This window comes from Hymenobacter sp. DG25B (assembly GCF_000801315.1).
GTDB lineage: Bacteria > Bacteroidota > Bacteroidia > Cytophagales > Hymenobacteraceae > Hymenobacter.
This window is the reverse complement of record NZ_CP010054.1, coordinates 3,532,059-3,544,986: the sequence shown is the minus strand read 5'-3', so window position 1 is coordinate 3,544,986 and position 12,928 is coordinate 3,532,059. Positions and strand designations below refer to the sequence as shown.

The following is a 12,928-nucleotide window of genomic DNA, read 5'->3' as shown; positions in this document are numbered from 1 at the left end:
TCTTTTTTGATTATCGATAGGAGGAGGTGGCGCGTAAGTTTGGGGTACTGTTTGTAGTGCCCCGTTTATGAAAAGTGCCCATCCTTTGTCCACTCCTAGTGGTAAACCCGATATTACTGCTGACCGCTTCGCCGCGTTTCTGGCGCACCGCTGGGAGGTAGCGGGGCTGGCCGTTACGCCGCGGATGCTGCTGTTCGGGGTAGCGCTGCTCATTTGCCTGTCGCCGTGGGGCTCGCCCCCGCTGGCTCTGGCGTTGGGACTAGTCGTTGCGCTGGTGATTGGCAACCCGTTTCCGGCGCAAAGCCGGCGCTACACCAGCAAGCTGTTGCAATGGTCCGTCATCGGGCTGGGGTTTGGCATGAATGCCCAAACGGCTCTGCAGGCCGGGCGCGAGGGGCTGCTGTTCACCGTAGTTTCTATTCTGGGCACGCTTACGCTGGGGTTTCTGGTGGGCCGCTGGCTGGGCATCGACCGTAAAATTTCCCATCTGATTTCCAGCGGCACCGCTATTTGCGGGGGTAGTGCCATTGCGGCCGTGGGGCCGGTTATTCAGGCCGAGGAAGGACAGATGTCAGTGGCGCTGGGTACTGTGTTTATTCTGAACTCGGTAGCCTTGTTTCTATTCCCGGCGGTGGGCCATGCCCTGCAGATGAGCCAGAACCAGTTTGGGCTGTGGGCCGCCATTGCCATTCACGATACCAGCTCCGTGGTGGGGGCCGCCAGCCACTACGGCGACCAGGCCCTGCAGATTGCCACCACCGTAAAGCTGGCCCGCGCCCTCTGGATTATTCCCGTGGCCCTGGGCACCGCTTTCTTCTTCAAAACCAAAGGGGCCAAAGTGAAGCTGCCTTGGTTTATTCTCGGGTTTGTGGGTGCCATGCTGCTCAATACCCTGGTGCCGGCGCTGCAGCCGTTTAGCCCGGCATTGGTAAAGTTGGCGAAGCTGGGCCTCACCGTAACGCTGTTCCTGATTGGGGCCGGGCTTTCCATGGAGGTGCTGCGCTCCGTGGGCGTGCGCCCCTTTGTGCAGGGTATTTTGCTCTGGAGCGTCATTTCGGCCGCCTCCCTGTGGGTTATTCTACACACGGTGGCGTAGCGCAAGCTTACCCATTCTATCCATAAAAAAGGCCGCCCTGCTAACAGGGCGGCCTTTTTTAATGGGCATTTATGGGCATTAATCAGGAGGATTTACGGCCCGAGCCGCTTTTCTTCCCGCCACCATCATGTTTGTTAACGGTGGCCCAAGCACGCTTCTCAGCTTCTTCGTCCGAAACACCGCGCTTTTCGTAGCTTTCTTCTATGTGTTCAGCCTGCCGCTTTTGCTTGTCGGTGTAGGCTGATTTATCTCCTCTAGGCATAGCTTTAAACTAAAAGGTGAAACCATAGGGTATAGCCCGTATACGTCACTAAGTAAGAGCTGTTTCCATCTTATCCGGCTTTTCTCGCTGCCGGCTGGCTATCTTCGCCCGTCAAACCACTTACGTTCCCTGCGTATGCGTCACGTTGCCGATATTCCGCATTCAGAGGCTAAAATCACCTTGTTTTCCTGGAATGGTAAATACCTCATCAAGCTGGAAAAAGGCGACCTGGAGCAAACCTATAAAGTGAGTGAGCTGGACATCACCGGGGAGGAGGACGTTTTTGCCCTCCTCGACGAAGAATTTCTGCAAGCCGCCATCCGGCGCTTTGCCCTCATGCGCGCCGATTTGCAGGCTTCCTTCGACCGGCACGGTCTGTGATATGGCAGCAGCGCCAAAATCAGGTTTCTACCCCTATTGACATTTCTTATGAACTCATTTTTTCGCTTTCTGTCCGTTGCGCTGCTGGTGCTGGCCAGCCTGAGCGCCCTGCCCGCCACGGCTCAACTTTACGAAGTGCGCCCCGGTACTACCAGCTTTGAAAAGCGCGAGCGGGATGCTGTGAAAGTACAGGTAGACGGCACCGCCCAATGGACGCGCGACTTCTGGCAGTCCTGGCTGAAAGACAACTACAACATCAAGCTGAAAGGCAGCGGCGTGATGGGCGTAGGCAAGAAAGACGTGCTGGAAGCCCGCCAAACGCCTATTTCCAGTGTTTCGGGCAAGCTGATGGATCTGTTTGCCACCGTTACCTCGCCTTCTGACAGCACCTCGGAGCTATCCGTATTTGCTTCTACTGGGCCCGATGCTTTTCTGAACCCGGACAAAACGCCTTCCGAATATGCTGCCCTGCGCAATATGGTGCAGTCGTTTGCCGTAGCTGCGCGCCTTAAGGCCTATAAAGACCAGGTGGACCAGGCGGAAAAGCAGCTGAAGGATTCGGAAAAGGAGAAAGACCAGCTCAACAAGGACATCAAGAATGCGCAGGCCAATACCAGCAGCAACTTGGAGCGAATTGAGGCTCTTAAAAAACAGAATATGGAGAATGTGCTGAAGGTGCGCCAGGATTCCGTGAAGCTGCTGGATAATGCCCGCCAGCTGGAGCTACGCAAGCTACAGCTGCAGCGCCGCAAAGACCGCCTCTCCGCCCTCGACCGTAAATAAAGCTCCCGCTCACCGGCGCGCCCGCTTGGGCGTAGCGCGGTACCCATTGTGCCATGCCCCAAGATCCTTCCCCGCTCGACACCCTGCGCCAGCTCAAAGAGTGGCTCGATGCCGGCACCATCACCCAGCAGGAATTTGATACCCTGAAGCGCAAGCTGCTGTTCAGCGAAGGCAATGCCGCCGAGCCTGCCGCCCCGGTTAAGGAACCCACGGAAACCAGCATTCCGGTACCCGTGGAGGACCCTTTATTGCGCCCTTTCGTGCTAGGTGAAGAGCCCACGCCGGTAGCGCCTCTGCCGCCGCAGGCACCCGCTACCCCGGCCGAGAGCTTCAACCACCCCATTATTGCCGGCCGGCCCGGGACTTCACCTACCGCCGAAAACCCCTACGAGCCTACTACGGAGCTACCGGTTGATAACAGCCCGGAAACCACGCCGCCGCGCAACCCGCTGGCGCTGGTGCTGATTATTGGGGGAATTGTGGCCCTGCTGGGCTTGGTGCTGTATCTGGCCATGGGCTCCCGCGAATCAGAGCACCTGACCAGCATTTCCCAAAGCCCCGCCGATTCCGTAGCCGTGCACCCGGAAGAAGGACCCCAGGCCGAGCAGATTGAGCTTCCGCCGGCAGCAGCGCCGGAAACCGTGCGGGTTGTGCCGGCCACTCCACCGCCGGCCGTTACTACTGCTGCTGATTCGGTGACGCAACCGGCCACGCAACCCACCCCCACGGCCTCACCAGCGCCTGCTGCTGCTCCCGTAGATGCCGATTTGCGCACCCAGGTACAGAGTGCCTTAAACGCTTATTACGAGGATTTGAAAGCGGCTCCGTTTAATGCTTCTCAGCACTTTGCCGGGCAGGTAGAGCGGTTTTACACCCAGCAGAATACTACGCCCGCCGCCATTGAGGCCGAGCTGGCCAAATCTCACTTTCCCGAGTTTCAGGAAGCTGAAACCATCATCGAGCCGGGTACCCTGCAGATTGGGCCCGAAACCAACGATGGTAGCCGCGTGGTAACCTACCGCGAGAAAAGTCGGGCCTTCCGGGTGTCGCGGCAGCAGCACCAGCAAACCACCGCCCAGGTGCGCGTACGCTTCAACCGCAACCTGAAAATTGTATACCTGCGCCAGGAACGGCTGCTGGAAAACACCTTCACCGACTAACCGCCGGTGTTGATTTCACGCTTCTCTATGCGCTTGCTTTTACTTGTTAAGCCCGCCCGGGTGGCCGTCGCGCTGTTGCTCCTGGCCAGCGCCGGGTGCATCAAAGTCATTCAGCCGGGCAAAAGCTTTGCGGCCTACACGCCGCCCGCCTCGCCTGATTATTCTCTGCCTGCTAACTGGGCTGCCCTGCCCGAGCGTCGTGACTCCGCTGATGCTGTGCCCAAAAACAGCGGCTTGCGCGACGAGCAGGCTCAGGCCACGGCCGATGTGTTTTTCGTGCACCCCACCACCTATTTCCGGCGCGGTTCCTGGAATGCGGATATCACGAATGAGTCATTGAACCGCTTTACCGATAACAGCACCATCCGGAAGCAGGCCAGTGTTTTCAACGCCGCGGGCCGCATTTATGCACCGCGCTACCGGCAAGCCACGCTGTTTTCGTTTTTTGATACGCAGGATACCAATGGAGAGCAGGCCCTCAACCTGGCGTATACCGATGTGAAGACCGCGTTTCAGTATTACCTCGCGCACTACAACCAGGGTCGGCCTATCATTATTGCCAGCCATAGCCAGGGTACCTTTCACGCCACGCGGCTGCTGCATGAGTTTTTTGATACCAGCCCACAGCTCCGCAAGCAGTTGGTAGCCGCTTATCTGGTAGGATATAAGGTAAAGGAAAACGAGTATCAGGCTCTAAAACCCTGTGAAGACTCCACTCAAACCGGCTGCTACATCAGTTGGAATACTGCCGAGTGGGGCAACGAGTATGAGCCCTTCCGCGGCTCCACCGCCGTAAACCCGCTTACCTGGACGCGTGACACCGTAACGGCCCCCGCCAGCCTGAACAAAGGCGGCGTACGCTTCGACTTCGATAAGATAGACCCACAGGTAGTAGATGCCAAAGTGCACGATGGCATTGTGTGGGTGCACGCGCCCAAACCCATTGGCTACCCGCGCTTCCTGCTGCCCGGCCGCCCGGAGCTGCGCCATTCCTTCCACATTGCCGATTACAGCTTGTTCTACCTAAACGTGCGGCAGAATGCGGCGGCGCGGGTGCAGGCGTTCCGAAATAGCCAGTAGTAAGTAGTAGCGCGAAGCTCCGGCTTCGCGTACGAGCAACGCGAGTTCCTACGCGTAGACCATACGTCAGCATACGCCTGTTATTCGCTGCGCTCATACGCGAAGCCGAAGCTTCGCGCCACACAAAAAAGCCCCGCCGGCAGATGCCAGCGGGGCTTTTTTAACTCTAAACTCAAAGCTTAGGCACCAATAGCCACCCGCTTGAAGTCCGATACGGTCATGCCTTTCGACGCTTTGTCGAGCAGCTGAGCGATGGTCATCGAGTTGTCTTTCACGAACTCCTGGTTCAGCAGGGTATTCTCCTTGTAGAACTTGTTCAGCTTGCCTTGGGCAATTTTCTCCAGCATAGCCTCGGGCTTGCCTTCGGCACGCGCCTGCTCTTTGCCGATTTCAATTTCGCGCTCAGCAATAGCCGAATCCACACCGTCTTTGTCAACGGCAACGGGCTTCATGGCTACAATTTGCATCGCTACGTCGCGGCCCAGCGCAGCGGTATCAGCGCTACCCACGTTCTTCAGGCCTACAAGTACACCTTTCTTGCTGTCTGAGTGGATGTAGGAAGCTACTTTCTCAGCAGTGAGGGTAGCATAGGTCAGGTCCAGCTTCTCGCCGATTTTGCCCATCAGGTCGGTGATGTGCTCCTGAATGGTCAGGCCATCCTCTTCCTTGGTAGCCAGCAGCTCTTCTTTCGAAGTAGCGTTGGTACGCACGGCGGCGTCCAGAATGCGCTGAACCAGCTCGCGGAAGTTCGCCACTTTCGCCACCGATTCGGTTTCGCAGGCCAGAGCTACCAGTTTGCCGTTGGTGCCATCTTCGCTTACGTTCACGGCTACAAAGCCTTCCGACGTTTCGTTTTCAGCACGCTTGTCAGCAATTTTCTGACCCTGCTTACGCAGAATGTCACGAGCAGCCTCGAAGTCGCCATCGGCTTCGGTCAGGGCTTTTTTGCAATCCATCATGCCCGCGCCAGTCATGGTGCGGAGCTTGTTCACGTCTGCGGCAGTAATTGCGGCCATTGTTGTGAGTTGTATGAGGGTGAGATGAGTAATTCCGGGGTAGGAGGGGTGCCACCAATCAGGCGGGCAGTGCCTCCGGAGTTAAAGAAAAAGGGAACACCGGAGCCAAGTGCTTCGCATGTTCCCCTCTTCTCAATTATCTACAGAAGCCTATTCTTCGGCCGACTGTTTTTCTTTGATGCCTTCATCTTCCGACTGCTTCTTGTCGGCTTCCTCTTTGTCCACCTTGCGCTCCGACAGGCCTTCTTCCATGGCCTTACCCATTACGCTCACGATGAGCTGGATAGACTTAGAAGCGTCGTCGTTAGCTGGGATTGGGAAGTCTACGAGCTCGGGGTTCGAGTTGGTGTCGCAGATAGCGAATACCGGAATGCCCAGTTTCTGAGCTTCTTTCACGGCAATGTGCTCACGCTTCACGTCAATTACGAACAGAGCAGCGGGGAGGCGGCTTAGATCGGCAATGCCGCCCAGTACACGCTCCAGCTTCTCCCGCTCACGGGAGAGCATCAGACGCTCACGCTTAGCGAGAGCGGCGTAGGCCGTGTTTTCCTTCACCATTTTGTCAATGGTGCTCATTTTCTTCAGGGACTTGCGAACCGTAGCGAAGTTAGTGAGCATACCACCCAACCACCGGTCGGTAACGAATGGCATTTTCAGGCGCTTAGCCTCTTCGGTTACAATTTCCTGCGCCTGCTTCTTGGTAGCTACGAACAATACTTTCCGGCCGCTCTTGGCGATGTTGCGGATAGCATTGGACGCCTGCTCCAGAGAAACCAGCGTTTTGTTCAGGTCAATGATATGGATGCCGTTCTTCTCCATGAAGATGTACGGCGCCATTTTCGGGTCCCACTTGCGCGTAAGGTGACCAAAGTGGGCACCGGCGTCCAGCAGTTCTTTATATGTGGTGGTCTGAGCCATGATAGGGGTTCCTCTGGAAGATTAGCGTTTCGAGAACTGGAACGAACGACGAGCTTTGCGCTTACCGAATTTCTTACGTTCCACCATGCGCGGGTCACGGGTCAGGAAGCCTTCTTTCTTCAGCGCGGGGCGAGCCTCCGCGTTGTCGCCCACCAGGGCTTTCGAGATGGCCAGACGGATGGCTTCAGCCTGAGCCGAGATGCCACCACCGCGCACGTTCACCTTCACGTCGTACTGCCCGAGTTGCTCGAGGGTAGCGAAAGGCTGGTTCACGATGTTTTCCAGGAGTTCATTGCCAAAATAGGCTTTCATTTCCCGGCCGTTGATAGTGATATTCCCTTGCCCGGCTTGCATGTAAATGCGAGCCACCGAGGTTTTTCTTCTACCAGAGGTGTTGGAGATTTCCATTAATAGAAAGGTTAGAGAAAACAGTGAAGCCTGTTACGGCTTAGAGGTTCGTCAGTTCAACAGCTTTCGGCTGCTGGGCTTCGTGTGGGTGTTCAGCACCGGCATACACGAACAGGTTGCGGAATTGCTCGCGGCCCAGGCGGTTGCCCTGCAGCATGCCCTTCACGGCGTGCTCAATCACGCTGGCCGAGTTTTTGGCTTTCTTATCACGCAGGTTAATGCGCTTCTGACCGCCGGGGTAGCCCGAGTGCGAGATGTAGATTTTGTCGGTCATCTTTTTACCAGTCACGCGCAGCTTGTCGGCGTTGATAACGATGACGTTGTCGCCGCAGTCGGAGTTGGGCGTGAACGATGGCTTGTGCTTGCCACGCAGCATGTTGGCAATCTGGCTGGCCAGACGGCCCAGCGGCGCAACACTGGCATCAACCACAACCCAGGCCTTATCGGCGTTGGCTTTGTTGACGGATACCGTCTTGAAGCTCAGATGATCCATTGGGGAAGGGGGTAAGCGTTTGGAAATGAGAAGGAAACCGAACACGGTCCGGCAAAAACGGACACAAAGTTACCGCCTTTCAGGCAAAATGCAAGCCGTTGGCTAATTATTGTCCCTGAAACACTTGGCCGGTGGAATTAACTTGGTCATACAACGCCAACCGCTCCGTAATACGCCAGTGCTGCAGCAGCTCCGCGTTCAGCCCCGAGGCATTGGCATCCGTAATCGGCTGCCAGGCCATAACGGGGCAGCTGGCCGGTAAATGTTCTACCGGGGCCTGGCTGCCGGCCAGCTGCTGCAGGGCCGCCCGCTCACAGGTGTTATTCTCATTCAGCCGGATCTTATCGGCGTTCATAAAAATACCCCGAATACCAGCACCGCCCCGGCATACCAGGCTTTGGCCCGGGCCGGCAGGTAAGTGAGCAGGTAATAGGAAGAAATGCCATAGAAAGCCACCAAAGCCAGAATGACGGGGAGCACGGTATCCCGGCGGAGCAAATAGGGGCGGTACACGCGGTAGCCGCCCAGCGGCAGCAGCAGCACATAGCCCAGCGCAAACCAGCCCACCCAGCGGAGCACCATCCGCAGGTGCCGGGCCGCCGCGTGGTCCGGTAAAAAGCGCTTGAGCAGTTGGTTGTTGAGCAGGCAAAAGAGCAACAGCAGGGGTAGTCCCAGCTTGCCCGTTACCTGATAGAAAACCCCCAGCGGCAGTAGTTTATAACGCTCCCACAGAGTGGGGCCGTCCACCGGATTTTCGGAATTGTTGCGCCCAATGTACAGGGAGTACAAACACAGCAGCCCGAAAAAAAGCAGCAGGCCCATGCCCCGGCGCCCACCCAGGCGGCTGACAATGGCCGATGCAGTACCCCCGGTAAAGAGATGATAGCCGGCGCCCACCAGTATCATAATGCCCAATACCACGATGGCGCCGGGAATGACGGGCCCGTTGAAGGCCAATACAATGGCCATCAGCCCCAGCACGACTACCTGCAAATCAGTAAACGGGCCAACTGTATCATTGCCCACCGCTGCCCGGAAATAAGGTAGCAGCCAGAATAGCAGCAGCACGAGCGGAAAGGCGTAAAAGCAGGTGTAGGTGATAGAATGGTCGATAATACCCATCTGGCCATTATAGCCGGCACCCTGGAACAGCGGCACCCACAGCGCGGCCGCCAGCCAATAACGCGCGTAGCGCTGGCTTTTGGTTATGGCCTTGCTATACTGCACCAGCACGTACAGCAAAAGTGCCTGCGTGAGGGTTTTGAATAGGGCCGCTGCCGCATATACGCTGTCAATGGGCGACAGGAAGGCCTGCAGCCAGAGCGGTACGTGCCGGAAATAACCTGATAGCAGCGCGTGGGCGAAATACCGGTTGGGCGCCCCGTAATGGGCGTTCTGCGTGAAGGCGGCCCAGCCAAATGGGTCCTGCAGCACGCGGGCATAGCCCGGGCCGGGCATCACAATGGCGGCTAAGTCGCCATCCAGGGGCAGCTGGTAGTTCTGTATAAAGGAGTAAACCAGGTCTGCCAGCACAAACAAGGCCAATACCCAATACCCAGCGCGTAGCCGCATAACACGAAAAATAGGCTCCCGACTAATCAGCTAGCGGGTAAAAATAGAAAGGAGGTCTGGTAGCAGCTTAAGCGTACTGCCGCATGGTATCCACCAGCACGCGGAAGTCTTTGGGGTAGGGGGCTTCCACCGTGATGCTTTCCCCGTTGAGGCGGGCAAACGTGAGGTTAGCGGCATGCAGGGCAAAGCGCTTGATAAAGGGCTGCTCTTCCTCGCCTTCCTTCATGTTGAATTTCTTCTTGAGGGAGGAAAGATAGAAGTCGTCGCCGCCGTACATGGTATCGCCCACAATGGGGGCCTGCAGGTACATCAGGTGCAAGCGGATTTGGTGCATGCGGCCCGTAATGGGCTGGCACTCCAGCAGGGTGTGGCGGGCAAAGGTTTCCAGGGTGCGCACCAGCGTAACGGCGGGCTTGCCCTTAAAGGCCAGCCGGGCTTTGCCTTTGGTGGTGGTTTCAATGCTGCGGTCTACGCGCAGGCCATCGTACTGGTGCACGCCCCAGGCCACGGCATGGTACACCTTTTTCACCTCGCGGTTTTCAAACTGCATGGCCAGGTGGCGGTAGGCTTCGGGGTTTTTGGCCAGGGCCAGCGCGCCGCTGGTTTCCTTGTCGAGGCGGTGGCAGGCCTGCACATCGTCGTACACCTCGCGCGCCAGGCGCAGGATGTTGGGGGCGCCGCCAAACCGCTCATCCAGCGTGGCTAAAAACGGGGGTTTGTTGATGACGACGAAGTCCTCGTCCTCAAACAAAATCAGATCCTTGAAATTGGGTAGCTTCATAACAGGCCCCAAAGGTACGGCAATGTTCGCGAAGCCCTACCGTGCTGGCCACGGGTATTCCTTACTCCTCCTTTTGCAGGGCGGCGGCTTTCCGGGGCTTGGGCAGCTTAAACTCCAGCGCTGTGCCCTGGCCCACCTCGCTGTGCACCCGAATGCTGGACTTGTGTGCCTCCACAATGTGCTTGCTGATGGCCAGCCCCAGGCCGGAGCCGCCGGAGTCGCGGGAGCGGCTTTTATCAATGCGGTAGAAGCGCTCAAAAATGCGGTGCTGGTGCTCTTTGGGGATGCCGGCGCCGTCGTCGCGCACTTCCAGGCGTACATTTTTACCGCTTTCGTGCAGGCTCACTACCACGTGCCCGCCCTCCCGGCCGTGCTTTATGGCGTTATCAATCAGGTTGATGAGCACCTGCCGGATGCGGTTGCGGTCGGCGAGCACGCGCAGGCCGCCCGGTGGAGTAATGGGCGGAAACAGTTCCAGGCGCACATGCCGCTCGGCGGCTTTCTGCTCCAGCAACTCAAATAGCTCCTGTACCAGCTCTACTACATCAAACACCTTGCGGCGCATCCGAATAACGCCTTTTTCCAGCTGCGAAATAGTGACGAGGTCCTGTACCAGGCCATCCAAAGCATCCAGGCTATTGGCTGCTTTGCGCAGAAACTTGTCCCGGATGAACTCGTCCATCTCGCTGCCTTCTTCCAGCACAGTGTGCACAAAGCCCTGGGCCGCGAAAATGGGGGTTTTCAGCTCGTGCGATACATCGGCCAGAAACTCCCGGCGGAGCTCCTGCAGGCGGCGCAACTCATCAATTTCGCGCTGCTTGCGCTCGGCCATCTGCAGAATTTCGTCCCGCATGCGCTTCAGCGGCTCCGGCCGGAACAGGAATTTGTTGGAGAGGCGGCGGAATTCCTTGCGCTTAATGAGCTCCAGCCCGGCGTAGATGTTGTTGACTTCTCGGAAAATCAGGGCTTCAAACGATAGATACACCAGCAGAAAGCAGGCCGCTACCGTAATGCCGGCACCCAGAAATGCCTCCCGAAAAGGTAGGGTGGGCGCAATCCAGGCAAAGGCAGTGAGCACGCCCCCCACCAGCAGGGCAATGATGATGGCAATTGAGCGTGATGAGAGGTCCATGAGAGAAATTGCCTTCAACAATAGCCGCCGCAAGCCTCTATTAGTCAATAAACTAAAAGGAGGCGGGTAGTGGCGCCACTAAAATAAGAAGCCGCGGCCAGGCGGGCTACCGCTCCCGGTGCAGGAACAGGAACTACTAGTCCAGGTTGAATTTGTAGCCGACGCCTTTAATGGTCTGAATATGATGGTCGCCTACTTTCTCGCGCACTTTGCGCACGTGCACATCCACGGTACGGGCCAGCACAAAGACGTCGTTGCCCCAGATGTTCTGTAGTAGCTCGTCGCGGTTGAACACCTTGTGGGGCGCGGCCGCCAGGAAGGCCAGCAACTCAAACTCTTTCTTGGGAAGGCTGATTTTTTTACCATCCTGGTACACGGCAAAGCCAGTACGGTCGATGGTAAGGCCGTTTATCTCAATGGTTTCCGACTGATGCTGCGGGTCCTTGTCGCGGCGTACAAAGGCAGCCAGACGGCTGAGCAGGGCGCGCGGCTTAATGGGCTTGGCAATGAAGTCATCGGCCCCTGCCTCAAAGGCCGCTACTTCCGAAAATTCCTCGGCGCGGGCCGTCAGGAAGATGATGTATGTGTCTTTAAATTTGGGCATGCTGCGCAGCTGCCGGCAGGCCGCAATGCCATCCAGGTGGGGCATCATTACATCCAGCAGGATGATATCGGGGCCGAACTGTGGGGCTATTTCCAGGGCTTTGCGGCCATCCGGAGCACTGGCTACCTCATAGCCTTCCTTGCGGAGGTTGTATTCCAGCAGCTCTACAATATCCGGATCATCATCTACCACCAGAATTTTGTAGGCATTGGGTTGAGCGGGCGTATGCACAGCAGGGGAGGGTTAGAGCGGAAAAGAATGCGCGAGGACAAAAGTATACCGGGCCGGCGCTTACTACGTGTTACCTTTTCGTGAACAAACCCGCGGCAGGTATAAAAAAAGCGGCCCGAATGGGCCGCTTTCGTTGGAGGTCAGTTTTTGGCTACCACATTCAGCCGGTTTTTCAGCCCCTGATACTTGTACATGTCCACTTTCACGGACCCGACAAACATTTCGGCCTGAATCAGGACCGGAATCTTGTTCCGGTCGTCAGAGAGATACACGGTTATGGCGTTTTCACCGCTGAAGAGCTTGTTCTTCGGCATTTTGGGTATCAGCTTAATGGCCCGGATGCTGCCGGCTTTGGTTTCCACCGTTTCGCGGCCTTTGTACACCACATCCATATCAAACACCTGGTCGTCGAAGAAGCCTTTCACGGCAATTACTTCGCCGGGCCGGCGCTGATCAAAGTTGACGGTGCGCAGGAAATAAAATCCGCTCACCACGTCCTGAATGTTATCCGGCACTTTATAGGTACCGCGCTTGGGGGCATCCTTTTCCTTTTTGCGGCTCTCCACCTTAGCCATGTCGCGCTCATGGTCGAAATCGATAGTCTCCTTTTTGCGGTAGTTGCCCTCCTCAATATTGCGGAAGAACTTCTGGGGCAAAATGCTGGTAGTATCGATATAAGAGCGCCACGTGTCGCGGATGCGCAGGAAAAAGTCGAAGGAGCCGGTGGTGCGGCCGGTAACGGTGGCCTTGTAGCAGGGCCGCTCGTTCACGCGGTGCAGGTCGTCGGAGAGGACGATGGTGGCTTCGGCCGCATTAATCAGGCCGTAGTGCACTTTGTAGTGGAGGGATTCTCCTTTGGTAAAGCTGGAGTTGGGCACCGTGCGTACGGTAGCCTCCGGCCGGGCAGCCAGCAGTCCCACAGTAGCCAGCGCAGAAAGAGTAGAAAGTATAAACCAGCGGCGAAACATATGATGCGTCAGTTGAAGCGAAATGGCTGGCCCTATTCAAATG

16 protein-coding genes are annotated in these 12,928 nt (G+C 57.0%); 5 read left to right on the top strand and 11 right to left on the bottom strand.

The genetic code is table 11. The annotated features are described in order from the left end of the window. The first annotated feature begins 67 nt into the window (after window positions 1-67). Complete coding sequence (locus PK28_RS15235) at window positions 68-1,096, top strand: YeiH family protein (RefSeq protein WP_082017148.1); 1,029 nt, start codon at window positions 68-70, stop codon at window positions 1,094-1,096. A gap of 82 nt (window positions 1,097-1,178) precedes the next feature. On the opposite strand, the gene PK28_RS19960 is transcribed toward PK28_RS15235, so the two are convergent. Further along, entirely contained in the window at window positions 1,179-1,358 is a 180-nt protein-coding gene (locus tag PK28_RS19960) for a hypothetical protein (RefSeq protein WP_071885158.1), read from the bottom strand. A 135-nt stretch (window positions 1,359-1,493) separates the two neighbouring features. Here PK28_RS19960 and PK28_RS15230 point away from each other — a divergent pair, with 135 nt between their 5' ends. From PK28_RS15230 to PK28_RS15215, 4 genes are read left to right on the top strand one after another with little or no spacing between them, the layout of a single operon-like run. After that, window positions 1,494-1,739, top strand: a complete 246-nt coding sequence (locus PK28_RS15230; RefSeq protein WP_044515285.1) for a hypothetical protein — start codon at window positions 1,494-1,496, stop codon at window positions 1,737-1,739. Window positions 1,740-1,787: 48 nt separating this feature from the next. Further along, the gene (locus tag PK28_RS15225; RefSeq protein WP_044515284.1) at window positions 1,788-2,522 is read left to right on the top strand and encodes a coiled-coil domain-containing protein; all 735 of its coding nucleotides are present in this window, start codon (window positions 1,788-1,790) and stop codon (window positions 2,520-2,522) included. A 53-nt stretch (window positions 2,523-2,575) separates the two neighbouring features. Next, on the top strand, window positions 2,576-3,682 hold the full coding sequence (locus PK28_RS15220; RefSeq protein WP_044515277.1) for an SHOCT domain-containing protein: 1,107 nt from the start codon (window positions 2,576-2,578) through the stop codon (window positions 3,680-3,682). A 27-nt stretch (window positions 3,683-3,709) separates the two neighbouring features. After that, window positions 3,710-4,762 (top strand): DUF3089 domain-containing protein, encoded by a 1,053-nt coding sequence (locus PK28_RS15215; protein WP_044517329.1) that lies wholly within the window; start codon window positions 3,710-3,712, stop codon window positions 4,760-4,762. A 179-nt stretch (window positions 4,763-4,941) separates the two neighbouring features. Here PK28_RS15215 and tsf read toward each other — a convergent pair whose 3' ends face one another. The 10 genes from tsf to PK28_RS15165 all read right to left on the bottom strand — a co-directional run bounded on the left by tsf (window position 4,942) and on the right by PK28_RS15165 (window position 12,885). Further along, window positions 4,942-5,778 (bottom strand): translation elongation factor Ts, encoded by an 837-nt coding sequence (tsf, locus tag PK28_RS15210; RefSeq protein WP_044515274.1) that lies wholly within the window; start codon window positions 5,776-5,778, stop codon window positions 4,942-4,944. Between the two features lie 150 nt (window positions 5,779-5,928). After that, window positions 5,929-6,696: a 30S ribosomal protein S2 gene (gene rpsB / locus PK28_RS15205; RefSeq protein WP_044515271.1), complete on the bottom strand. Its 768-nt coding sequence runs from the start codon at window positions 6,694-6,696 to the stop codon at window positions 5,929-5,931. Window positions 6,697-6,717: 21 nt separating this feature from the next. Continuing rightward, window positions 6,718-7,104, bottom strand: coding sequence for a 30S ribosomal protein S9 (rpsI, locus tag PK28_RS15200; RefSeq protein WP_044515269.1), 387 nt, complete (start codon window positions 7,102-7,104; stop codon window positions 6,718-6,720). A 40-nt stretch (window positions 7,105-7,144) separates the two neighbouring features. Next, window positions 7,145-7,597, bottom strand: a complete 453-nt coding sequence (gene rplM, locus PK28_RS15195) for a 50S ribosomal protein L13 (RefSeq protein WP_044515266.1) — start codon at window positions 7,595-7,597, stop codon at window positions 7,145-7,147. Between the two features lie 106 nt (window positions 7,598-7,703). Continuing rightward, the gene (locus PK28_RS15190) at window positions 7,704-7,952 is read right to left on the bottom strand and encodes a hypothetical protein (RefSeq protein WP_044515265.1); all 249 of its coding nucleotides are present in this window, start codon (window positions 7,950-7,952) and stop codon (window positions 7,704-7,706) included. Further along, window positions 7,949-9,169 (bottom strand): hypothetical protein, encoded by a 1,221-nt coding sequence (locus PK28_RS15185; RefSeq protein WP_156126425.1) that lies wholly within the window; start codon window positions 9,167-9,169, stop codon window positions 7,949-7,951. Before PK28_RS15185 ends, PK28_RS15190 begins: the two co-directional genes overlap by 4 nt. Window positions 9,170-9,236: 67 nt before the next feature. Beyond that, a complete protein-coding gene (locus PK28_RS15180) occupies window positions 9,237-9,950 on the bottom strand; it encodes an RluA family pseudouridine synthase (protein ID WP_044515263.1) in 714 nt (237 codons plus the stop codon). Between the two features lie 61 nt (window positions 9,951-10,011). Then, on the bottom strand, window positions 10,012-11,082 hold the full coding sequence (locus tag PK28_RS15175) for a sensor histidine kinase (RefSeq protein WP_044515262.1): 1,071 nt from the start codon (window positions 11,080-11,082) through the stop codon (window positions 10,012-10,014). 136 nt (window positions 11,083-11,218) lie between these two features. Then, window positions 11,219-11,917 carry a response regulator transcription factor gene (locus PK28_RS15170; RefSeq protein WP_044515260.1) on the bottom strand — a complete coding sequence of 233 codons (699 nt, stop codon included), beginning with the start codon at window positions 11,915-11,917 and terminating at the stop codon, window positions 11,219-11,221. 140 nt (window positions 11,918-12,057) lie between these two features. Further along, window positions 12,058-12,885, bottom strand: coding sequence for a DUF3108 domain-containing protein (locus PK28_RS15165; RefSeq protein WP_048826128.1), 828 nt, complete (start codon window positions 12,883-12,885; stop codon window positions 12,058-12,060). Window positions 12,886-12,928: the final 43 nt, after the last annotated feature.

Excerpts from the sequence above, each read along its gene's own strand:
- PK28_RS15235 (WP_082017148.1), top strand. The coding sequence starts at position 68 with ATGAAAAGTGCCCATCCTTTGTCCACTCCTAGTGGTAAACCCGATATT.
- PK28_RS19960 (WP_071885158.1), bottom strand. The coding sequence starts at position 1,358 with ATGCCTAGAGGAGATAAATCAGCCTACACCGACAAGCAAAAGCGGCAG.
- PK28_RS15230 (WP_044515285.1), top strand. The coding sequence starts at position 1,494 with ATGCGTCACGTTGCCGATATTCCGCATTCAGAGGCTAAAATCACCTTG.
- PK28_RS15225 (WP_044515284.1), top strand. The coding sequence starts at position 1,788 with ATGAACTCATTTTTTCGCTTTCTGTCCGTTGCGCTGCTGGTGCTGGCC.
- PK28_RS15220 (WP_044515277.1), top strand. The coding sequence starts at position 2,576 with ATGCCCCAAGATCCTTCCCCGCTCGACACCCTGCGCCAGCTCAAAGAG.
- PK28_RS15215 (WP_044517329.1), top strand. The coding sequence starts at position 3,710 with ATGCGCTTGCTTTTACTTGTTAAGCCCGCCCGGGTGGCCGTCGCGCTG.
- tsf (WP_044515274.1), bottom strand. The coding sequence starts at position 5,778 with ATGGCCGCAATTACTGCCGCAGACGTGAACAAGCTCCGCACCATGACT.
- rpsB (WP_044515271.1), bottom strand. The coding sequence starts at position 6,696 with ATGGCTCAGACCACCACATATAAAGAACTGCTGGACGCCGGTGCCCAC.
- rpsI (WP_044515269.1), bottom strand. The coding sequence starts at position 7,104 with ATGGAAATCTCCAACACCTCTGGTAGAAGAAAAACCTCGGTGGCTCGC.
- rplM (WP_044515266.1), bottom strand. The coding sequence starts at position 7,597 with ATGGATCATCTGAGCTTCAAGACGGTATCCGTCAACAAAGCCAACGCC.
- PK28_RS15190 (WP_044515265.1), bottom strand. The coding sequence starts at position 7,952 with ATGAACGCCGATAAGATCCGGCTGAATGAGAATAACACCTGTGAGCGG.
- PK28_RS15185 (WP_156126425.1), bottom strand. The coding sequence starts at position 9,169 with ATGCGGCTACGCGCTGGGTATTGGGTATTGGCCTTGTTTGTGCTGGCA.
- PK28_RS15180 (WP_044515263.1), bottom strand. The coding sequence starts at position 9,950 with ATGAAGCTACCCAATTTCAAGGATCTGATTTTGTTTGAGGACGAGGAC.
- PK28_RS15175 (WP_044515262.1), bottom strand. The coding sequence starts at position 11,082 with ATGGACCTCTCATCACGCTCAATTGCCATCATCATTGCCCTGCTGGTG.
- PK28_RS15165 (WP_048826128.1), bottom strand. The coding sequence starts at position 12,885 with ATGTTTCGCCGCTGGTTTATACTTTCTACTCTTTCTGCGCTGGCTACT.